Annotated in this window: 19 protein-coding genes; 8 read left to right on the top strand and 11 right to left on the bottom strand. The window is 69.2% G+C overall.

Features of this window, described 5'->3' with window-relative positions; genetic code table 11:
- Positions 1 to 19: 19 nt before the first annotated feature.
- Positions 20 to 1,375 carry a glycosyltransferase 87 family protein gene (locus ACX1DX_RS09790; protein WP_459396455.1) on the top strand — a complete coding sequence of 452 codons (1,356 nt, stop codon included), beginning with the start codon at positions 20 to 22 and terminating at the stop codon, positions 1,373 to 1,375.
- A 3-nt stretch (positions 1,376 to 1,378) separates the two neighbouring features.
- On the opposite strand, the gene ACX1DX_RS09785 is transcribed toward ACX1DX_RS09790, so the two are convergent.
- From ACX1DX_RS09785 to ACX1DX_RS09775, 3 genes are read right to left on the bottom strand one after another with little or no spacing between them, the layout of a single operon-like run.
- Positions 1,379 to 2,161 carry an NAD-dependent epimerase/dehydratase family protein gene (locus ACX1DX_RS09785; RefSeq protein WP_459396454.1) on the bottom strand — a complete coding sequence of 261 codons (783 nt, stop codon included), beginning with the start codon at positions 2,159 to 2,161 and terminating at the stop codon, positions 1,379 to 1,381.
- A gap of 32 nt (positions 2,162 to 2,193) precedes the next feature.
- Positions 2,194 to 3,219, bottom strand: coding sequence for an alanine racemase (locus tag ACX1DX_RS09780; protein ID WP_459396453.1), 1,026 nt, complete (start codon positions 3,217 to 3,219; stop codon positions 2,194 to 2,196).
- Position 3,220: 1 nt separating this feature from the next.
- Entirely contained in the window at positions 3,221 to 4,348 is a 1,128-nt protein-coding gene (locus ACX1DX_RS09775) for a lipid II:glycine glycyltransferase FemX (protein WP_459396452.1), read from the bottom strand.
- Positions 4,349 to 4,402: 54 nt separating this feature from the next.
- On the opposite strand from ACX1DX_RS09775, the gene ACX1DX_RS09770 reads away from it, so the two are divergent.
- The 5 genes from ACX1DX_RS09770 to araA all read left to right on the top strand — a co-directional run bounded on the left by ACX1DX_RS09770 (position 4,403) and on the right by araA (position 9,435).
- Positions 4,403 to 5,656 (top strand): glycosyltransferase 87 family protein, encoded by a 1,254-nt coding sequence (locus ACX1DX_RS09770; protein ID WP_459396451.1) that lies wholly within the window; start codon positions 4,403 to 4,405, stop codon positions 5,654 to 5,656.
- Positions 5,657 to 5,675: 19 nt separating this feature from the next.
- Positions 5,676 to 6,047 (top strand): FKBP-type peptidyl-prolyl cis-trans isomerase, encoded by a 372-nt coding sequence (locus ACX1DX_RS09765; RefSeq protein ID WP_459398204.1) that lies wholly within the window; start codon positions 5,676 to 5,678, stop codon positions 6,045 to 6,047.
- A gap of 19 nt (positions 6,048 to 6,066) precedes the next feature.
- Positions 6,067 to 7,086 carry a LacI family DNA-binding transcriptional regulator gene (locus ACX1DX_RS09760; protein WP_459396450.1) on the top strand — a complete coding sequence of 340 codons (1,020 nt, stop codon included), beginning with the start codon at positions 6,067 to 6,069 and terminating at the stop codon, positions 7,084 to 7,086.
- Between the two features lie 62 nt (positions 7,087 to 7,148).
- Positions 7,149 to 7,859 (top strand): L-ribulose-5-phosphate 4-epimerase, encoded by a 711-nt coding sequence (locus tag ACX1DX_RS09755; RefSeq protein ID WP_459396449.1) that lies wholly within the window; start codon positions 7,149 to 7,151, stop codon positions 7,857 to 7,859.
- 58 nt (positions 7,860 to 7,917) lie between these two features.
- Positions 7,918 to 9,435, top strand: a complete 1,518-nt coding sequence (araA, locus tag ACX1DX_RS09750) for an L-arabinose isomerase (protein ID WP_459396448.1) — start codon at positions 7,918 to 7,920, stop codon at positions 9,433 to 9,435.
- Between the two features lie 15 nt (positions 9,436 to 9,450).
- On the opposite strand, the gene ACX1DX_RS09745 is transcribed toward araA, so the two are convergent.
- The 6 genes from ACX1DX_RS09745 to ACX1DX_RS09720 all read right to left on the bottom strand — a co-directional run bounded on the left by ACX1DX_RS09745 (position 9,451) and on the right by ACX1DX_RS09720 (position 15,270).
- Positions 9,451 to 10,371: a sugar kinase gene (locus ACX1DX_RS09745; RefSeq protein ID WP_459396447.1), complete on the bottom strand. Its 921-nt coding sequence runs from the start codon at positions 10,369 to 10,371 to the stop codon at positions 9,451 to 9,453.
- Positions 10,368 to 10,997: a bifunctional 4-hydroxy-2-oxoglutarate aldolase/2-dehydro-3-deoxy-phosphogluconate aldolase gene (locus ACX1DX_RS09740; RefSeq protein WP_459396446.1), complete on the bottom strand. Its 630-nt coding sequence runs from the start codon at positions 10,995 to 10,997 to the stop codon at positions 10,368 to 10,370. Before ACX1DX_RS09740 ends, ACX1DX_RS09745 begins: the two co-directional genes overlap by 4 nt.
- A gap of 5 nt (positions 10,998 to 11,002) precedes the next feature.
- Positions 11,003 to 12,154 carry a galactonate dehydratase gene (gene dgoD / locus ACX1DX_RS09735; RefSeq protein ID WP_459396445.1) on the bottom strand — a complete coding sequence of 384 codons (1,152 nt, stop codon included), beginning with the start codon at positions 12,152 to 12,154 and terminating at the stop codon, positions 11,003 to 11,005.
- Between the two features lie 2 nt (positions 12,155 to 12,156).
- Positions 12,157 to 12,969, bottom strand: a complete 813-nt coding sequence (locus ACX1DX_RS09730; protein WP_459396444.1) for a carbohydrate ABC transporter permease — start codon at positions 12,967 to 12,969, stop codon at positions 12,157 to 12,159.
- Positions 12,966 to 13,904 (bottom strand): carbohydrate ABC transporter permease, encoded by a 939-nt coding sequence (locus tag ACX1DX_RS09725; protein WP_459396443.1) that lies wholly within the window; start codon positions 13,902 to 13,904, stop codon positions 12,966 to 12,968. The genes ACX1DX_RS09730 and ACX1DX_RS09725 overlap by 4 nt, the downstream gene beginning before the upstream one ends.
- 73 nt (positions 13,905 to 13,977) lie before the next feature.
- Positions 13,978 to 15,270, bottom strand: coding sequence for an ABC transporter substrate-binding protein (locus ACX1DX_RS09720; RefSeq protein WP_459396442.1), 1,293 nt, complete (start codon positions 15,268 to 15,270; stop codon positions 13,978 to 13,980).
- 128 nt (positions 15,271 to 15,398) lie between these two features.
- Between ACX1DX_RS09720 and ACX1DX_RS09715 the strand changes: the two genes are divergently transcribed.
- On the top strand, positions 15,399 to 16,175 hold the full coding sequence (locus ACX1DX_RS09715) for a FadR/GntR family transcriptional regulator (protein WP_459396441.1): 777 nt from the start codon (positions 15,399 to 15,401) through the stop codon (positions 16,173 to 16,175).
- A 10-nt stretch (positions 16,176 to 16,185) separates the two neighbouring features.
- Here the strand turns inward: ACX1DX_RS09715 and ACX1DX_RS09710 are convergent, their stop codons facing one another.
- Positions 16,186 to 17,658 carry an NAD-dependent succinate-semialdehyde dehydrogenase gene (locus tag ACX1DX_RS09710; RefSeq protein ID WP_459396440.1) on the bottom strand — a complete coding sequence of 491 codons (1,473 nt, stop codon included), beginning with the start codon at positions 17,656 to 17,658 and terminating at the stop codon, positions 16,186 to 16,188.
- Between the two features lie 146 nt (positions 17,659 to 17,804).
- On the opposite strand from ACX1DX_RS09710, the gene ACX1DX_RS09705 reads away from it, so the two are divergent.
- Positions 17,805 to 18,140, top strand: coding sequence for a YciI family protein (locus ACX1DX_RS09705; RefSeq protein ID WP_076061457.1), 336 nt, complete (start codon positions 17,805 to 17,807; stop codon positions 18,138 to 18,140).
- 104 nt (positions 18,141 to 18,244) lie between these two features.
- Here the strand turns inward: ACX1DX_RS09705 and ACX1DX_RS09700 are convergent, their stop codons facing one another.
- Positions 18,245 to 20,728: a sodium-translocating pyrophosphatase gene (locus ACX1DX_RS09700; RefSeq protein ID WP_182763381.1), complete on the bottom strand. Its 2,484-nt coding sequence runs from the start codon at positions 20,726 to 20,728 to the stop codon at positions 18,245 to 18,247.
- Positions 20,729 to 20,802: the final 74 nt, after the last annotated feature.

The raw sequence follows: 20,802 nt of genomic DNA, 5'->3' as shown, positions 1-20,802 counted from the left end.
GGGCGGCTACAGTGAGCGCGTGAAGAACGCGCTGCTGCCCGGCCTCGGGGGCCCCATGGGCCGTCATGCCAACCCGCGGGGTATCTGGTTCAACCCGTTGCCGTGGGCCTTCCTGCTGGCAACGGCCGTGTTCCTGGTGCTGTTCGTGCGTCACGTGCCGTGCGTCCAGACCACGGCGCACCAGCAGATCGACATGTACAAGGTGCTCTGTTACACCGACATCCAGTCGTCGTGGCTGGGGCAGGGCTTCGGGCGGGGCAACTCGCCACTGGGCAGCGCGACGATGCTGTTCGCGCCGCTGATCGCCGCAGCCATCCTGGTCACGCGCAAGACGGCGACGGTGCTGTTCGATGCGCCCATCCGCCGCAGCGCCAGCCTCGCCGACGAGGTGGACTCCAGCGTCGTCTTCTTCGGCCTGACGGTGCTGGGGCTCTTCGTCTGTTTCCTGATCCTGGTGGCGTGTGTCGCCTGGCTGGGTCGTCGCCGGCCCGGACGCCCGTCCTGGGACGCCCTGATCGTGGCCGCCTCGCCGGTGGTGCTGGCCGTGGGGCTCGTCAACTGGGACCTGGTCCCGGTGGCGTTCACCGCGCTCGGCCTGGTGCAGGTGGCCCGCGGGCGGCTGCTGGAGGCGGGCATCGTGCTCGGCCTGGCCGCCTCAGCCGGCACGATGCCGATCGGCGTGATCCTGGCGGTACTCGTCAGCCTGGGCCTTCGGGGAGGCTGGCGCAGGGCCACCGCGTTCATCGCGCCGGCCCTGGTCACGTTCTTCGCCGTGCACCTGCCGCTGCTGCTCCAGAACTTCGACCGCGTCTACCTGTACTACCACGGCGAGATCAACAAGGGCACCAGCTACGGCTCGCTCTGGTACGTCCTCGAGCTGATGTTCGGCCTGCAGCTGCGGGAGTCCGGGCCGCTGCTCTTCGTGGTGCTGCTTCTGGCGCTGGGCGCCTTCATCGCCTACCTGTACGTGGCTCGGAAGCGGCCGCGGGTGGGTTCGATGGTGGCGGTGGTGGTCTTCGCCACGCTGCTGATGGGCCCCGCGTTCCCGCCGCAGTCCGCCCTCTGGCTGCTGCTGGCGCTCGTGCTGGCCCGCCCGTACAAGCCTGAACTGATCGCCCTGTCCATCACCCAGGTGGCCTACTACATCGCCATCTGGGGGTGGCTCGGCGGGTGGCTGACCACCAACCAGAACGGCCCGTTCATGCTCTACTGGGCGGCCATCCTCCTGCACGTCGCGGTGGAGGTGTGGATCTTGGCCGAGGTGGTTGCCGACATCGTGCGCCCTTCCCGCGATCCGCTCCGCGACCCGGTGCTCCCCGACGAGAAGGACTACCTCGCCGGCTTCGAGCGCCCCACCGCCGCCGCGACGGTCTGAGCCTCAGCTCCCCTCGGGCCAGTTGTCCGGCGACTCCCGTCCGCCCTCCACCACATCCTCCTTCTTCAGGTTCGCGACGGAATCCTCGGGCCGGTAGCCCAGCTCCAGCATGGTGTTGGTGAGGTCCCAGCGGCGGTTCGGGTTGTCCGAGATGGCGTAGTAGAGGCCGTAGCCGACGTTCTCCGCCTCGATGGCGCGCCGGAACACCCGCTCAGTGTCGTCGCTGCTCAGCCACATGGCGTGGAGCAGTTCCTCCTCTGCCGCCAGCGGGTCCTCCGTGGACCAGCCGATGCGCAGCGAGATGAACTCGATGCCGTACTTGTCGTGGTAGTACCGGCCCAGCGCCTCGCCGAAGACCTTGGACACGCCGTACAGCGAATCAGGCCGCGGGAGGTGGTGGGGGTAGACCGGCCAGTCCTCGTCGCGGTCGTACATGCCCATCGCGTGGTTGGACGAGGCGAACACGAACCGGCGCACGCCCGCGTCGCGGGCCGCCTCCAGGACGTTGCGGAAACCGATGATGTTGGGGCCCACCACCTCGTCCCACTCGGCCTCGGGGGAGGCCTGACCGGCGAGGTGGAGGACCACCTCGACCCCGTCCATGAGCGCGCGCACCTCGTCGTAGTTCTCGAGGTCCGCCGTGCGGAGGCGCTTGGCCTGCTCGTCGTTGGCGGGGGTGCGGCCGTGGGAGACGACGTCGTAATCCGGCATGAGGCGCTCCTCGAGGAGCAGCCCGATCCCGCCGGTGGCACCGGTGATGAGAATCCTGCGCTTGTTGTCAGCCATGATCCATCTTCACAAATGACCGGGCCAACCGCTCAGGTCCAGAAGATCTCGTCCGGGGTCGCCGTCGTCATGCGCGTGGTGACCGGCACCTCGTCGCCGACCTTCGTGAGCGGGTACTCGCCGGGCACGAAGACCATCGACGAGTGCATGTGCGGGGGTTCGGCGAAACTCCGCTTCTTCCCGCCGATCTCATACGGCGACAGCGTGCGACCGACGGCGTCCAGCAGGCCCTGAGCGAGCGTCACGCCGCGCTGCTTCAAGGAGCGCTGGGGCACGGGAGCCGCCATGGCCACGCCGTGGGCGGTGCCGCCGGAGACGATGACGATCCACCCGTCCTTCGGCGCGGGCACTCCGTGGTAGCCCAGCACCTGCCCCTTCTTGATGCGGTGCACGTCGAGCACGGTGGCGGTGGTCCGGTAGGCCTGCGTGTCGCCGAGCCAGAGGCGGGTGCCGACGCGCAGATAGGTGGGCACGCTCACGCTCGCCGCGAAGGTGCGGTAGTTGTCGACGCTGAGGTGCGACAGCCACACGGGGCCGGTGCGGGTGGCCAGACTCGTCTGCGCGAGGCGGTTCGCCTCCGCGAGCGAGCCGTCGGCCGGGAGGTGGACGGCCCAGCCCTCGAACCAGAGGTCGCCGAACGCGTCTGCTGTCAGTTGGCGCGGATCCAGCCCGTGGCGGTGCATCGCGGTCTCGATCTCGACGATGACCCTGGCCTTCGGATGCGACTGGGTCAGCGCGCGGAGATCCTCGGCGCGCGAGACGGTGGTGATGACCTTCGGGTCGTTCAACAGGGCGGTGGCCGCCGCGTCGAAGGGACGCCAGGGGTTGAGCACCACGATGTCGTCGTCCCAGCCGCCCGCCCGCACGGCTGCGACCTCCTGGGCGATGCCGACGGCAAGCGTCTGCGTGCCCAGCCGTTTGGCCTCCGCGGCCAGCGTGCCGAGGCCGAAACCGTAGCCGTTGCCCTTCGCCACGGGGACGAGCCCGCCCACCTGCCGCTGGAAGCCGTCGAGGTGTGCGCGCCAGCGGTGCGCGTCGATGTTCAGCGTCAGCGTCATGTCATCGCCTCTTGAGGTACTGGTTGAACGCCCAGTGGATGGGCTTGTTGATGGCGTAGTCCCATTCGCCCAGGTACGCCACGGCCTCGCCGCCGGTGCCCACCTTGAACTGGATCAGGCCGATCTCGGGATGGTCCGCGCCCACGCCCTCGACGATGCCGCGCATGTCATAGACGGCGCAGCCCGCGGCGTTCGCGTCGCGGATCATCTGCCACTGGACGGCGTTGGAGCCGCGCACCTCACGCTTGGCGGTGGTGGAGGCGCCGTAGGAGTACCAGGCGTGCTCGCCGACGGTGACCATGGTGGTGGCGGCGACGAGGTCGCCGTCGTGCTCTGCCAGGTAGACCTTCATGCGCTCAGGGGCCTCCGCGTTGAGCGCGTCCCACATCACCTCGAAGTAGGAGAGGCCGCGGCCGGTGAAGCCGTCGCGCTGCGCCGTCTCGAGGTAGATCCGGTGGAACGCCGCCAGGTCAGCACGGGTGCCGGTGCGGACGGTGACGCCCTCCTTGTCGGCCTTCTTGATGTTGCGGCGCCACTGCTGGTTCATGCCCTTCAGCAGCTCGTCGTCGCTCTTCTGCGTGCCGTCCCCGTGGCGCAGCGGGAGGTGGAAGTTGAACGTGGGCTGCCCGGCCGCGAAGCCCTCGCCCTTCTCGTCGGTGACCCAGCCGGCGTGCAGCAGGGCGTTGCGCACCCGGGTGCCCACCAGGCTGGTCTCGTCCGGCTCCTGCTGGGAGAGGAGCGTGACGTTGTCGTCTGCGACGGCGTCCTTGATGGTCTGCGCCACCCAGCGCCGGTGCGTGAGCCACGGCCCGATCCGCACCGCGAACGCCTTGCGCTGCTTCGCGTGCCTGACCAGGGCGTCCATGTGCTCGTCGACGTCCGGGCGGGCCCAGTCGAGGACGGGCCCCTCGGGGAGGTAGGCGAGGTAGCGCTTCACCTTCGGCAGCTGCCGGTAGAGGATGAGGCCAACTCCCGTCAGCTCGCCGTCGGCGAAGAACCCGACGGACTCGGAGCGCCACTCCGGCTTCACCTTCCCCCACGCCGGGGTCTGGAGGAACGACGCGGAACCGCGCGCCTCGATGAAGGCGAGGTGCTCCTCGGCCGGGATGGGACGACACTCGATGCTCACGAACCACAGGCTACCCAAGTCGGCCCGCAGACCGTGCCACCGTAGGATCTCTCCATGCCCGACGTCCGTACCCTTGTCCTACGAGCCGTCGACACCTATCTGCATTCCTGGGTGCTGCGCCTACTGGCGCTGGGGTGGCTGGGCTACCTCACCTACAGCTGGCTCTACGGCTTCCCGGGCGAGGACTTCATCCCGTACCGCATCGACTTCGACGTCTACCGCATCGGCGGCCAGGTGTTCCGCGACGGCGGCGACCTCTACGGCCGCATGCCGGACACGATCATCGGTGCGAACCTCCCGTTCACCTACCCGCCGATCGCGGCGGCGATCTTCTCCGCCTTCACGTTCGTCTCCTGGCGGGTGGGCTCGGTGACGCTGTCCGCGCTGACGGTGGCGGCGATGCTCGGCGTGTTGTACCTGGTGGTGCGCGAACTGGGCAGCAACCGACGCGACGCGCTGTGGCTCACCGTCGCGCTGGGCTGCCTCGCGCTGCACCTCGACCCGCTGGCCGAGACGGTCGAGTTCGGCCAGATCAACGCCGTCCTGATGGCGCTGGTGATGGTCGACCTGCTGGCCGGGAGGGGCAGGTGGTGGCAGGGCTCGCTGGTGGGGCTCGCGTTCGCGGTGAAGCTGACGCCGGTGGTGTTCCTCGCCTGGTTCCTGATGCGGCGGGACTGGCGCCCGCTCATCGTCGGGGTGGGTTCCGCGCTGCTGTACACGGGGATCGGGTTTGCGCTGCGGCCGCGCGATTCCATCGCCTACTGGACGCGGGTGCTGCCGGATTCCGAGCGCATCGGCGAGCCGGCCTACCCGGCCAACCAGTCCCTCAACGGCATGGTGCACCGCGCGCTCAGCGGGGACGCCGCCACCTGGATCTGGTTCGTGGCCTGCGTGCTGATCGGCCTGGCCTGCCTGGCGCTCGTCCGTGTCCTCTTCGCGCAGGGCGACGACGTGACCCCCGCCGTCGTGCTGGGGCTCTATGCGCTGGTGGCCTCCCCGGTGTCGTGGAGCCACCACTTCGTCTGGGCGGCCCCCGCCCTGGTCGTCGTCACGGCATGGGCGTGGCGGCTCGGCCCGGTGTGGGCGGCCTGGCTGACGGCCCTGACCGGGGCCGCCGGGCTCTGGGTCTTCCGCCACTCACCCCACTGGGACTTCCCGCACCCGCCCGAGCAGAACCCCAACTGGACGCCCTTCCAGCAGGTGGTGGGCGGCGCCTACTTCTGGTGGGTCCTCGGCGCGCTCGTCGTCCTGGGCCTCGCGGCGTTCGTCCACCGCCGCAGCCCACGCAGCAGGCCGTCGAGCTTGTAGGGTCGACACCATGGCAAACATGAATGAGAAGCCCGAGATCGACTTCCCCGGTGGCGAGCCCCCGGCAGATCTGGACATCACGGACATCGTGGAGGGCGACGGCGCGGTGGCCGCGGCCGGCGACGTCGCGCACGTGCACTACGTGGGTGTCGCCTTCAGCTCCGGCGAGGAGTTCGACTCCTCCTGGAACCGCGGCGAGCCGCTCTCGTTCCGGCTCGGGATCGGCCAGGTCATCCAGGGCTGGGACAAGGGCATCCAGGGCATGAAGGTCGGCGGCCGCCGTCAGCTGGTCATCCCGTCGCACCTGGCCTACGGCGAGCGTGGCGCAGGTGGCGTCATCGCCCCGGGCGAGACGCTGATCTTCGTCTGCGACCTCATCGGCGTCAACTGATCACCCACGGCTGGGCGAAGTGACTCCCGGGGGCAAGCGGGTGGTCGGCGTACGCGACGTCGCCACCCTCGCGGGCGTGTCGCGTCAGACGGTGTCGAGGGTCCTCAACAACAACCCCGACGTCGCGGAGGCCACCAAGGCCCGCGTCGTCCGGGCGATGGAGGAGCTCGGCTACCGGATGAACAACGCCGCCCGCGCCCTGGGCACGCGCCGCTCCCGCACGCTCGGGATCCTCGCCTCCGACGCGCTGCTGTACGGCCCCTCCCGCTCGGTCGCCGCCATCGAGGCGTCGGCGCGGGTGGCGGGCTACTGGATCAGCGCCGCGTTCGCGCAGGCCGACGACGACACCGCCGTGGCCGCCGCCATCGAGCACCTCGTGGCTCAGGGGGTGGAGGGCATCGTCGTCGTGGCCCCCCACGAACAGACGCTGCGCACCATCGACGCGCTGGCGACGGGCGTTCGTGTCCTCACCCTGCACTCGGCCGGGCACGGCGCGCCCTGGCTCTCCGTGGACCAGGCCGAGGGCGCCCGCCTGGCGGTGGACGCGCTGGCGGATGCCGGGCACGTGCGCATCGCCCACCTCGCCGGGCCGGCGAGTTGGCTGGAGGCCGAGGCTCGGGCCGCCGGCTTCACCGCAGAGACGCAGGCCCGGGGCCTCGACGGCGTCGTCCTCCACCTGGGCGACTGGACGGCGCGCTCCGGCTACGAGGCGGCCGCGGCGGTGCTCGAATCCGGTGCCACCGGCGTCTTCACCGCCAACGACCAGATGGCGCTCGGTCTCATCGGCGGGCTGCACGAGGCGGGGGTCACCGTGCCGGGCGACATCAGCGTCGTCGGCTTCGACGACATCCCCGACGCGGCGTACTACTGGCCGCAGCTCACCACGGTGCGCCAGGACTTCGAGGAACTCGGCCGCCGGGCCGTTGAAGCCTTCATCGCGGGTCCGGATGCGGCGGCGCCCGCACTGGAACCCGTCGCGCCGGTGTTGATCCCGCGCGCGTCGGTCGCCCGCCCCATCGCTGACCGCCTGGGTCCTTGACCTACGGCGCTGTTGGGGATACGCTTGTGTGACCGGTCACAGTCGACTCTGGGAGGTCACCCGTGAGCACACCCTTCTCCGCCGAGGTCCAAGCCGCCATCAGCAGCGTCCGGGCTGATGTCGCCCGGCTGCACGGCGAACTCGTGCGCTACAACCTGATCGTCTGGACGGGCGGCAACGTCTCCGGCCGGGTGCCCGGGGCGGACCTGTTCGTCATCAAGCCGTCCGGCGTCAGCTACGACGACCTGACCCCTCAGAACATGATCCTGTGTGATCTGGACGGCAACGTCATCGCCGGCTCCGAGGGCAGCGAGCGCTCGCCGTCGAGCGACACCGCGGCGCACGCCTACGTCTACCGCAACATGCCCGACGTCGGCGGCGTCGTGCACACCCACTCCACGTTCGCCGTCGCCTGGGCGGCGCGCGGCGAGGAGATCCCCTGCGTCATCACGGCCATGGCGGACGAGTTCGGCGGCCCCATCCCCGTGGGCCCGTTCGCCATCATCGGCGACGACTCCATCGGCCGCGGCATCGTTGAGACCCTCCGGGGCCACCGCAGCCGCGCCGTGCTCATGCAGAACCACGGCCCCTTCACCATCGGCGTGGACGCGAAGGACGCCGTCAAGGCCGCGATCATGGTGGAGGACGTCGCCCGCACCGTGCACTACGCGCGCGAGGCCGGACCGCTCGTCCCCATCCCGCAGGAGGCGATCGACAGCCTCTTCGACCGCTACCAGAACGTCTACGGCCAGAGCACCGACGCTCGCCGCTGACACCCCACCCCACCACCGCGCACCGACGCAGCCCTCAGCCACCGAAAGGTCCATCCGCATGCCCAAGCTCACCACTTCCCTCGACGGCTACGAGGTCTGGTTCCTCACCGGAAGCCAGCACCTGTACGGGCCCGAAACGCTCGCCCAGGTGGCGGAGCAGTCCAAGGAGATCGCCCGGGTACTCGACGAGGCGGGGGACGTTCCGGTCTCGATCGTCTGGAAGCCCGTGCTCACGGACTCCGCCGCGATCAAGCGCGTCGCTCTCGAGGCGAACGCCGACGACCGGGTGATCGGCCTGATCGCCTGGATGCACACGTTCAGCCCCGCGAAGATGTGGATCGCCGGCCTCGACGCGCTGCAGAAGCCGCTGGCCCACCTCCACACCCAGGCCAACGTCGAGCTGCCCTGGGCGGACATCGACTTCGACTTCATGAACCTCAACCAGGCCGCGCACGGCGACCGTGAGTTCGGCTACATCCAGACCCGGCTGGGCGTGCCGCGCAAGACGATCGTCGGGCACGCCTCCGACCCGCAGGTCCAGCGCGAGCTGGGCACCTGGCAGCGCGCGGCCGCCGGCCTCGCCGCCTCCCGCAGCCTGAAGCTCGCCCGCTTCGGCGACAACATGCGCTTCGTCGCCGTCACCGAGGGTGACAAGACCGAGGCCGAGCTGCGCTTCGGCGTCCAGGTGAACACCTGGGGCGTCAATGAACTGGCCGACGCCGTGGCCGCGGTGTCCGAGGATGCCGTCGATGCGCTGGTCGCCGAGTACGAGGAGCTGTACGAGGTCGCTCCGGAACTGCGTAAGGGAGGGGAGCGGCACCAGTCGCTCCGCGACGGCGCGGCGATCGAACTCGGGCTGCGTTCCTTCCTCGAGGAGGGCGGCTTCGGCGCCTTCACCACCAGCTTCGAAGACCTCGGAGCCCTCAAGCAGCTGCCGGGGCTGGCGGTGCAGCGCCTCATGGCCGAGGGCTACGGCTTCGGTGCCGAGGGCGACTGGAAGACCGCCATCCTGGTGCGGATCGCCAACGTCATGGGCGCCGGCCTGCCCGGCGGGGCGAGCCTGATGGAGGACTACACCTACGACATGACGCCGGGTGACGAACTCATCCTCGGGGCGCACATGCTGGAGGTGTCGCCGTCGCTGACCACCGCGAAGCCCACCCTGGAGATCCATCCGCTCGGCATCGGCGGCAAGGAGGACCCGGTGCGCCTGGTCTTCACGGCAGACCCGGGGCCCGCCGTGGTCGTCGCGTTGAGCGACATGCGCGACCGCTTCCGCCTCACCGCCAACGTCGTCGAGAACGTCGAGCCCCGCGCCGCGCTGCCCAAGCTGCCGGTGGGCCGCGCCGTCTGGAAGCCGCAGCCGGACTTCAGGACCAGCGCCGCCGCGTGGCTCACCGCCGGCGCCGCGCACCACACCGTGATGTCGACGGCCGTGGGCATTGAGGCGTTCCGCGACTTCGCGGACATGGCCCAGGTGGAGCTCCTGGTGATCGACGACGCCACGACGCTGCCGGAGTTCCAGCAGCTGGTCCGCTGGAACCAGGCCTACTACCGCCTGGCCCAGGGCCTCTGACCGGAGGGTTCGCCCTCAGCGCAGCACGTCCGCTCCGCCCTCGCGTTCCCATGCGAGCAGCTCGTCCCTCAGGGGCAGGCCCTCGTAGTCACCGCGATGGCGGACGGCGGCCGCGCCCATGACGTTGCCGCGGCGCAGCCGGGCCGCTGACCCAGCGCCCTCGAGCAGCGCCGAGACGTAACCCGCGGTGAACGCGTCGCCGGCACCCACGGGATCAAGCACCGGTACGGGCGTCGTCGGGCCGTCGACGACCGAGCCGTCTGTGTGCAGGCGTGCCCCCTGGGCGCCGAGTTTCACGACCACCTGCGACGGCCCCAGCTCCAGCAACCGCTGCGGTGTCGAAGCCAGAAGCTCCAACTCCTCGGGCGAGCCGACCACCAGGTCCACCCCGGGGATGATCCGCCGGAGGAACCGGGCCGCGGCGTCGCGCGACCACAGCCTGGAGCGGTGATTGACGTCGAGGACCACCGTCGCGCCCAGCGCGTGGGCAGATTCCACGGCCCTCGCTGTCGCCTCCGCCGGGCCCGGGCCCAGGGCCGGAGTGATCCCCGACAGCACCACGACGCGGGGCGCTGTCGCCACCAGCGAATCGACCACCTCGACGCCCAGCGCAGACGCCGCGGAGCCGGCCCGGTGATAGGCGACCTCGGCGGCGAACGCGGTGGGCCGCAGGAACATGAAACCGGTGGGCCGCTCCGGATCCAGCGCGCAGTCGACGGCGACCCCCTCGGCCCGCAGTTCCCGCGTCACCAGGTGGCCGAACGCGTCGTCGCCCAGCCGGCTGCACCAGGTGACCGAGTGCCCGAGGCGCGCCAGCCCGATCGCGACGGTGGATTCGGCGCCGGCCACATGGGTGCTCCAGGTGACGCCGGGGCTGAGCACCGCGGTCGTGCGGAGGCTGACCATCGTCTCGCCGAAGGTCCAGACGTCGGTCATGAGCGGCAGGCCCTCACGAACTCCTCGGCGCGCTCGCCCAGCGCGTCCAGCGAGCCGCCCCGGGCGGCGTCGCCGATGAGGGGCCCGCCGATGCCGAAGCCGATCGCCCCGACCGCGCGGTAAGGCGCGATGTCGTCGAGCCCCACGCCACCGACGGCCACGAGCGGGATGTGGGGGAGCGGGTCCCGCAGCGCCTTCAGGTGCGCTGGGCCGCCCGAACTGGCGGGGAAGATCTTCACCGCTGTCGCGCCCCGGCGGTGGGCCTCCATCACCTCGCTGGCCGTCCAGGCCCCGCCCAGGCTGGGGAGCCCGGTGGAGGCGGCGGCCTCGATGGCCGGGCAGAGCCCCGGGGTGACGATGAACCGCGAACCGGACGCTCGGGCCCGCTCCCCATCCTCAGCGCTGATGACGGTGCCGGCGCCCACCCAGACCTCGGCCGGCGCCTCGGCGGCAAGCGCCCGGATGGTCTCCTCGGCGTCCGGCGTGGTGAGTGTGACCTCCAGCATGCGCACGCCGGCCTCGATGAGCCGGCGGGCGATCGGTTCCGCGAAGCCGGCCTCCCGGCAGCGGATGATGGCGCACAGGCCGCTCTGCTTCAGTTCTGCGAGGAAGCGCTCCTGATCCATGCGGCTCACCACTCCGCGAACGAACCGTCGGGATGGTTCCAGATGGGGCCGCGCCAGGCGTGCGGCTCCTGATCCGCGCGCCGGATGGCCGCCTCGTCCAAGTCGATGCCCAGGCCCGGCGCGTTCCACAGGGCGATGTGGCCGTCGGTGCTGGTGAGGGGGCTCGGGTCCAGCAGCATGTCGAGCAGATCCGCGCCCACGTTGTAGTGGATGTCGAGGCTCTGCTCCTGGATGATGTGGTTGCTGGTGGCGAAACCCACCTGCAGGCAGGCGGCCAGGGCGATGGGCCCCAGCGGGCAGTGGGGCGCCAGCAGGGCGCCGTGTGCCTCGGCGAGCGAGGCGATTTTCCGGGTCTCGGTGATGCCACCCGCGTGCGAGAGGTCCGGTTGGACCACCGCGATGCCGGCCCTCAGCACGGGGAGGAACTCCTGCCGGCTGTAGAGCCGCTCGCCGGTGGCGATGGGCAGGGTGGTGTGCGAGACGAGATCCGCGAACAGGTGCGAGTTCTCCGGCACCACCGGCTCCTCGATGAACATCGGGCCGACGTCCTCGAGCAGGTGGATCAGGCGGCGGGCGGCGGGGAACGACACCCGGCCGTGGAAGTCGATGGCCAGGTCGCCGTCGTCCCCCATCACCTCGCGCACCACCTCGGCCCGCTCCACCGCGGCCAGCATCTCCGCGCGGGTGGCGAGCTTGCCGAAGGCCGGAGTGGCGTTCATCTTCACCGCGGTGAGGCCGTTGGCCCTGGCGCGTTCCGCCGAATCACGCACGGCGTCCGGCTGGTCTCCACCGATCCAGCCGTACACCCGGACCCGCTCGCGGACCGCCCCGCCGAGTAACTGGTGCACGGGTGCCCCCAGCCGCTTGCCGAGGATGTCCCACAACGCCTGGTCGATCCCCGAGACTGCGCTGGCCAGGATGGGCCCGCCGCGGTAGAACGAGCCGTTCGTGAGCCGCTGCCACAGGTCCTCGATGCGGCCCGGGTCCCAACCGACGGCGATCTCGGCCAACTGCTCCACTGCGGTGCGGACCGTCTCCGAGCGGCCCTCGCAGGTGGCCTCGCCCCAGCCGACGACCCCGTCGCGGGTTTCGACCCGGACGAAGAGCCAGCGCGGCGCCACGAGGAACGTCTCGATCCGCTCGATCACGTCCGCCATCGTCAGCCCTTCGTCGCGCCGGCGGTGAGGCCGCTGACGATGTATTTCTGGACGAAGAGCGAGCCCACCATGATGGGCACGGTGACGACGGTGGTGGCCGCCATCAGGCCGCCCCAGTCGATGCTGGCGTAGCCGATGAAGTCGAAGATGGCCACGGGCAGCGTCTTGGTGTCGGTGTCGGACAGCACCAGGGCGAACATGAAGTTGTTCCAGCTGAAGATGAACGACAGGATCGCCGCCGTCGCGATGCCGGGGGTCGAGAGCGGGAGCGTCAGGTGCCAGAAGGCGCCGATGGGGGTCAGGCCGTCCACCTCGCCGGACTCCTCGATCTCCGTGGGGAGGCCGTCGAAGAAGCCCATCATGATGTAGACGATCAACGGCAGCGAGACGAACATGTGCGACAGGATCAGCACCGAGTAGCCGCCCACCAGCCCCATGATGCTGAACACGTAGTACCACGGCACCAGAAGCGAGACGCCCGGGATGATCCGGGCCATCAGCACCACGATGGACGACTTGTTCATGGTGAACCGGCTCATCGCGTAGGCGGCCGGGATGCCGATGATCAGCGACAGGAGCGTCGACACGGCCGCCACCACGAAGCTGTTCCAGATGAACTCGCCATAGTTGGCCTGCGCGAAGACCCGCTCGTAGTTCTCCAGCGTGGGGGCGAAGTTGAAGATGTTGGCCGTGTCGAAGATCTGGACGGTCGTCTTGAACGACGCCATGACCATCCAGGCGAGGGGGGCCAGCAGGAAGAAGATGATGAGGACCAGGGCGACGACCCTGAAGATCTTGTAGCCACGAGAGGTCATGAGGTCACCTTCTTGTTACCGCGGGAGAGGAAGAACATCAGGATCACGATCAGCAGGAAGAAGAAGATCAGGACTGCCGACGCGAGGCCGTACTCGTTGTAGTCGAAGCTGAGGCCGTAGGCGTAGACGTTGAGGGTCTCCACCTCGTTGAACGAACCGCCGCCCCGGCCCTTCGTCGCGTAGAGGATGTCGAAGGTCTTCAGCGCGTCGATGCCGCGCAGCAGGATGGCGACGATCACCGTCGAGCGCATCAGCGGCAGGGTGATGTGCCAGAACCGCTGCCAGGCGCTGGCCCCGTCGATCTGCGCCGCCTCGTCCGGCTCGTCGGAGAGCGACGACAACCCGGCCAGCAGGATCAGCGCCACCATGGGCGTCCACTGCCAGATGTCGATGAACATCGTGGTCCACAGGGCTGTCGACTCGCCCGCGAGCCAGGGCTGCGGCGGGATGCCTACCCAGCCCAACATGGTGTTGACCACGCCGATGTTCGGGTCGAAGATGAGACGCCACATCATGCCGACGGCGACGGGGGTCGCCACGAGCGGCAGCAGGATCGCCACCCGCACCCAGCGCTCGCCGCGGAAGGGGCGGCGCAGCAGGAGCGCGATGATCATGCCGAGGACCACCTCGACGATCAGCACCACCGCAGTGAACAGCACGGTGCGCCACACGGCTGGCCAGAACCTGTCCGTGTCGGTGAGCATCTCGGTGAAGTTCCGCACGCCGATGAAGTCGCGGCTGGCCTGCACGGAGCCGCTGGCGTTGGTGAGGCTCAGGTACGCCGTCCAGGCCAGGGGGAAGATGATCATGGCGGCCACGAACACCATCGCGGGGGCGGCGAACAGCCACTTGCGGTGCTTGTTGGCCCATCTGTAGGCCGGGGAGGTCGGCTTCATCGCGGCGCGGTAGCCGGTGTCGGCAGCAGCGTGTGTCATGGATGCCTCGATTCAGGACGAGCCGTGTGGAGGACCGCAGGGGCGGCCCTCCACACTCAGGACAGGGTCAGGGTCAGGCGTTCTCGTCGTCCAGGAACTTCTGGAAGTCCTCCTGGGCCTTGGTGATCGACGCCTCCAGGTCCTTACCGGTGATCCCGTCGACGATGGGCTGGCCCACCATCTCGCGGGCCTTGGCGACCTGGATGACCAGCGGGCGGTCATGGCCGACGCCCTCCTTGGCGTTCTCGCTGATCGAGGCGGCGAGGTCCTCCGGGAAGCCGGCGATACCCTCCGGGTCATCCCAGGCGGAGTTTCGGGCGCTCATGAGACCGTTCTTCTGGTTCTCGAGCGTCTTGGCCTTCGAGGTGGCCCACTCGATGAACTTCCACGCGTTGTCCTTGTTCTTGGACTTCTCGTTGATGGCCAGGCCCCACGACGGGATGTTGAACGGCTTGCGACCGGCTGGCCCCGCAGGGAACGGCGCGAAGCCCACCTTGTCGGACACCGCGGACTTCGAGGCGTCCGTGGCGTTGGTGTAGAGCACGTCGGCTTCGGTGTAGAAGGCGGCGTTGCCCTGCGTGAAGATCGCCATGGCCTCCGGCCAGCTCATGTCGGTCGAGACGTTGGCGGGCCCTGTCTCGCGGATGAGCTTGGAGTACATGTCGTAGGCGGCCTTGGCCTCGGCCGTGTCGATGGTGGCCTGCGTGCCCTCCTCGTTGTGGAAGTCGCCGCCGTAGCTGTAGAGGTAGCTGGAGAACTGGGTGACGGCGGCGCTGCGGCCGGTGCGGGCCACGAAGCCTGCCCTGTCGCCGCTCTTGGCCTTCTGGGCGAGCTCGAACAACTCGTCGAGCGTGTCCGGCGGGGCAGCCGCACCGATCTCCTCGAGGATGTCCTTGCGGTAGTAGAGGCACTCACGCTCGGTGGTGAGCGGCACGCCCACCACCTTGCCCTCGAACGAGCTGGCTGCGACGGGGCCCGGCTGGTAGTCGGCCCAGTCGTAGTCCGCGCTGCCCTCCACCTTCTCCGTGAGGTCCATGAGCCAGCCGTTCTGGGCGAACAGCTTGCCTTCCTGCAGCGGGCGGTACATGAGGACGTCGAGGTCCTCGGTGCCCGAGTTGAGCTTGACGTTGTACTGGTCTGAGAGCTGGTCCTCGCCGAGCTGTGTCAGCTTGACCGTGAGGCCGGTCTCTTCCTCGAACTCCGGGAACAACTCCTTGATGGCGTCGCTCCACGGGTGGTTGGACAGGGTGACCTGCAGTTCGGTGGACGTTTCGCCGGATTCGGTGTCGTCCCCGCCACAGGCGCTCAGCGCCGCAACGGCGGCGGCACCGATCGGGACGCTGATAAGGACAGTGCGACGCTTCATATGATCTCGTCTCCTTCGACGTGTCCCCTAGACCTGGGGGTGGGCTGCGTTGCCCCTCCTGCCTTACATTGGCCAATAAGTCAGACATATGCAAGGGCTTCCGGGAAAAATGAGCCAGAATGTTATCTATGGACGTCCCCACCCTCTCCGTGAGTGCCCGCAGGGGTCTCGTGCCTCCCTACCGGCCGGAGCCGGGCGCGGTGTCGAACCTGCGCTTCTCCGTCGTGGAGGACCTGGGGACGCAGATCTGTGCCGGGGAACTCCCCGCCGGGACGACGCTCCACATGACCGAACTGGCGGTGCAGCGCGGCGTCTCGCGCTCGGTGATGCGCGAGGCGGTGGGGGTGTTGGCGTCGCTCGGCCTCGTCGCGTCCCGCCGCCGCGTCGGCACCGTCGTCCAGCCCATGACGGAATGGGAACTCGTCAACGGCGACGTCATCCGGTGGCGGCTGATGTCGCCGGACCGCGCCAGGCAGATCATCGAACTGAGTGAGCTGCGCTCGGCGATCGAGCCGGCGGCCGCCGCGTTGGCGGCGCAACGGGTCACCGACACTGACCGGGCCGAGCTCGCCGAGTGCCTGGAGTTGCTGCTCACCGCCAGCCGCGACGACGACATCCCGGAGTTCCACCGGCAGGACAAGCGGTTCCACACCATGGTGCTGGAGATGGGCCACAACTCGATGTTCGGGGCGCTCCACCGGCTGGTGGAGGGCATGCTTGAGGCCCGCTACCTGCAGGGGCTGATGCCCCAACGGGTGGACCCGCAGGCGCTGGAATGGCACCACAGGCTGGGAGCCGCGATCATCGCGGGCGACGAGGACGCCGCCCGGGAATCGGCACGGCTGATCGTGACCCTGTCCGCGGCCGAGATGCTTGAGATGGCGCAGGGCAGCGCCACCGCTTGAGCCTCCAGGGTCAGGCGAACGGGTCGGCGAAGCCGACGTACATCGTCTCCAGGTACGCCTCGATGCCCTCAGGGCCGCCCTCGCGCCCCATCCCGGAGTGCTTGACGCCACCGAACGGCGCGGCAGCATTCGAGATGGTGCCGCCGTTGACTCCGAGCATGCCCGTCTCCAGGCGCTCGGTCATCCGCCAGACCCTGGCCAGGTCGCCGGTGTGCAGGTAGGCGGAGAGCCCGACAGGGGAGGCGTTGACCCGCTCGACCACCTCGTCCTCGGTCTCGAAGGTCGTGACGGGGGCCACTGGGCCGAAGATCTCCGTGGACGCGATGGCCGCGTCGGCGGTGACCCCTGTGAGCACGGTGGGGGCGTAGAAGTACCCCGGTCCGTCGACAGGCCCCCCGCCGGTCAGCACCTTCGCGCCCTGCCGCACCGCCTCGTCAACCAGGTCTCCGACGCCCTTGCGTGCGCCGTCGGAGATCAGGGGACCCACCTGGGTGCCCTCCTCGAGGCCGTCGCCGACGGTGAGCGCGGCCAGGCGCGCCGCCAGCCGCTCGGCGAACTCGTCGGCCACCCCCGCCTGGACGTAGAAGGTGTTGGCCGCGTTGCAGGCCTCGCCCATGTTGCGCATCTTCGTCTGGTAGGCCGACTCCACGGCCTTGCCGAGGTCCGCGTCGTCGAACACGATGAACGGCGCGCAGCCGCCCAACTCCATCGACGTGCGCACCACGTTGCCGGCGCACTCCTCGAGCAGCGCCATGCCGACGGCGGTGGAGCCGGTGAACGACAGCTTCCTCAGGCGACGGTCGCGGATGATGGGGCCGGTCACGGGCTGGGCGTCCTCCGTCGGGATGACGTTCACCACGCCCTGGGGCACGCCCACCTCTTCCAGGAGGCGCACGAAGGCCAGCGAAGTGAGCGGCGTCAGGGCGGCGGGCTTCAGGATGGTGGTGCAGCCTGCCGCCAACGCCGGGGCGATCTTGCGGGTGGCCATCGCGAGCGGGAAGTTCCACGGCGTGATGAACAGGCAGGCCCCAACGGGGCGGCGCACCGTCAGCATGCGCAGGTTGCCCTCCGGCGAGGGGGAGTAGCGGCCGTTGATCCGGACGGCCTCCTCGGCGAACCAGCGGAGGAACTCCCCGCCGTAGGTCACCTCGCCCCTGGCCTCGGCCAGCGGCTTGCCCATCTCGAGGGTCATCAGCGTGGCGAACTCGTCGGCGCGCTCCATCAGCAGGTCGTAGGCGCGACGCAGGAGCTCAGAGCGCTCCCTTGCCGGGGTACGCGCCCAGCCCGATGCGGCGCCGTCGGCAGCCGCCAGCGCGGCCATGCCGTCGTCCGGCGTGGCGGAGGCGACCCGGGTGAGCACCTCGCCGGTGGCGGGGTTGTGCACGGCGAAGGTCTCGCCGGAGGATGAAGGGCGCCACACGCCGTCGATGAAGAGTTCGGCTGGCGCCAAGGCCAACGCGCGGGCGGTGCGGTCTGTGGACATGGTCACTCCTGACATCTGCGGCTGGGAGTCGCTGCCCCCAGTCTACGAACGACGCGCCGGGCGCGTGGTGATCGACTCTTGACGCGGGGCGTGCCGGCGGTGAGGCTGGGGGCACGAACCGGCACCGGAGCACACGAGGAGTAGCCATGCCCCAGTTCCTGCTATCAGTCATCCACGACGGCAAGCCGTTCGCGGAGGACGCCGACCAGAGCGAGATCTTCGCGGCGGTCGACGCCCTCAACCGGGAGATGATGGACGCCGGCGCCTGGGTGTTCGCCGGCGGGCTCACCCCGCCGTCGGACGCCCGGTACGTCACGTCCGAGGGTGTCGTCGTCGAGGGCCCGGTGCTGCAGTACCCGGACCAGGTCAACGGGTTCTGGGTCATCGACGTCGAGGACGACGCGGCCGCGCTCGACTGGGCGAAACGGGCGGTGGCCACCGGCTGCAACCCCACCGTCGAGGTGCGGCCCTTCCAGGGCTGAGCTGGGCGCCCAAGCCGGCCGGCCGACGAACACGCGAGGCCCGGATCTCCCTGGGGGAGGGAGATCCGGGCCTTGTGCCGAGCGGTTCCGACTCGGAATAGGGGTCAGGCGTCGATCGCGACAGCCTCGGTTGTCCGATCGATCTCCATCTCCGACATGTTCTCGTTGATGCGCATGCCGTAGAAGGAGCGGTGGACGAAGAACAGCGACGCGAAGAAGAACGCCGCGGCCAGCACCCAGGTCAGCACCTGGCCGCCCTGAGCGTTCAGGGAGACCGCGAGTTCGACCGCGAGGAGACCGAACAGGGTGGTGAACTTGATCACGGGGTTCAGCGCCACCGACGAGGTGTCCTTGTAGGGATCGCCGACGGTGTCGCCGATGATGGTGGCGTCGTGCAGGGCCGTGCCCTTGGCGTCGAGGTCCACTTCGACGATCTTCTTCGCGTTGTCCCAGGCGCCGCCCGCATTGGCCATGAAGATGGCCTGGTACAGGCCGAACAGGGCCATCGCGATCAGGTAGCCGATGAAGAAGAACGGCTCCACGAACGCGAACGCGAGGGTGGAGAAGAAGACGCCGAGGAAGATGTTGAACATGCCCTTCTGGGCGTACTGGGTGCAGATCTGGACGACCTTGGCCGAGTCCTCCTCGCTCGCGCGGGTCACCCCGTCGAGCTTGATGTTGGCGCCGATGAACTCGACGGCCCGGTAGGCGCCGGTTGTCACGGCCTGGATGGACGCGCCGGTGAACCAGTAGATGACGGCACCACCGACGAGCAGGCCGAGCAGGAACGGGGCGTGCAGCAGCGACAGGTTCGCGACGGCCTCCGCGTTCTCCAGGCCGTCGGTGAGGCCCATCATGATCGAGAAGATCATGGTGGTGGCGCCGACGACCGCGGTGCCGATCAGCACGGGCTTCGCCGTCGCCTTGAACGTGTTGCCCGCGCCGTCGTTGGCCTCGAGGAAGTACTTGGCGCGCTCGAAGTCGGGCTCATGGCCGAACTCGGTGGCCAACTCGTCGGCCGCGCTGGGGTCATGTTCCACCGTCGACAGCTCGAAGACGGACTGCGCGTTGTCGGTCACCGGGCCGTAGGAGTCCACCGCGATGGTGACAGGACCCATGCCCAGGAAGCCGAAGGCGACCAGGCCGAAGGCGAAGACGGCCGGGGCCAGCATCATGTCGCTCAGGCCGAGGGTGGAGATGCCGTAGGCGACGGCCATCAGGGCCGCGATCGCCATCCCCAGCCAGTAGGCGGAGAAGTTGCCCGAAACGAGGCCGGAGAGGATGCCCAGCGAGGGGCCGCCCTTGTTGGAGGAGATGACCACTTCCTGCGTGTGGCGGGCGCTGGTGGAGGTGAACACCTTGACCAGTTCGGGGATGAGGGCGCCGGCCAGCGTGCCGCAGCTGACGATCAACGACAGCTTCCACCAGAGGCCACCCTCGAGGTTGCCGATGAGCAGGATCGAGGTGAGGAATGTGGTGGCGATGCAGACGGCCGAGGTGATCCAGACCAGCGACGTCAGGGGCGCCTCGAAGTCCATGTCGTCGGCGTTGGCGTAGCGGGCCTTCGCCCAGGCACGGTTGGCGAAGTAGGAGATGCCGGAGGCGACCACCATGGCGGCGCGGATGACGAACAGCCACACGAGCAGGGTCACCTGCATGCTGACTTCCGGCACGCCGATGAGGATGAAGGTGATCAACGCCACGCCTGTTACGCCGTAGGTCTCGAAGCCGTCTGCCGAGGGGCCGACGGAGTCGCCGGCGTTGTCACCGGTGCAGTCGGCGATGACGCCGGGGTTGCGGGCGTCGTCTTCCTTGATCTTGAAGACGATCTTCATGAGGTCGGCGCCGATGTCGGCGATCTTGGTGAAGATGCCGCCGGCGATGCGGAGGGCGGACGCGCCGAGGGACTCGCCGATGGCGAAGCCGATGAAGCAGGCGCCGGCGATCTCACCGGGCAGGAACACCATGATGATGAGCATCATCGCGAGTTCGACCGAGATCAGCACCATGCCGATGCTCATGCCGGAGCGCAGCGGGATGTCGTGGCAGGGGTAGGGCTTGCCGCCGAGCGCTGCGTGCGCGGTGCGCGAGTTCGCCAGCGTGTTGACGCGGATGCCGTACCAGGCGACGCCGTAGGAGCCGGCCATGCCGATCAGCGAGAACGCGATCACGATGGCGGTCTTCCCGACGCCGAAGCCGACGAGGAACAGGTAGTAGAAGATGATGATCGCGGCGATGAACGCCCACAGCACCAGCAGGAACTTGCCCTGCTGCTTCAGGTAGGCCTTGCAGGTGGTGTAGATGAGTTCCGAGATCTCGCGCATCGCCGAATGGGCGGGCATGCGCTTGAGTTGCGTGTAGGTCATGAGGCCGAAACCGAGGCCCAGCGCGCACACGATGAGGCCGAGCCCGAGGAGCGCGGAACCGGGGATGCCGAGGAAATCGACGCTGCCGAGATCCGGCAGCTGAAGATTGGCCTCACCTCCGACGTGGGTCTCGCCGGGCGGGGCGCCGTCGCCCGAACAGCCGGTGATTCCGAGTGCCGTGAGTCCTGCGATTGCCAGCGCAGCCCAGCGGGCCCGCCTCATCCCTCTGCTGGAGAGCATGGTTGCCATAATGACCGTCTTCTTCCTTGAAACCGGGCCGCGACGCAATGTGCCGT

It is taken from the genome of Tessaracoccus zhenghani (assembly GCF_054552775.1).
Note: the sequence above shows the minus strand (reverse complement) of the source record. Positions and strands in the feature narration are given on the sequence as shown.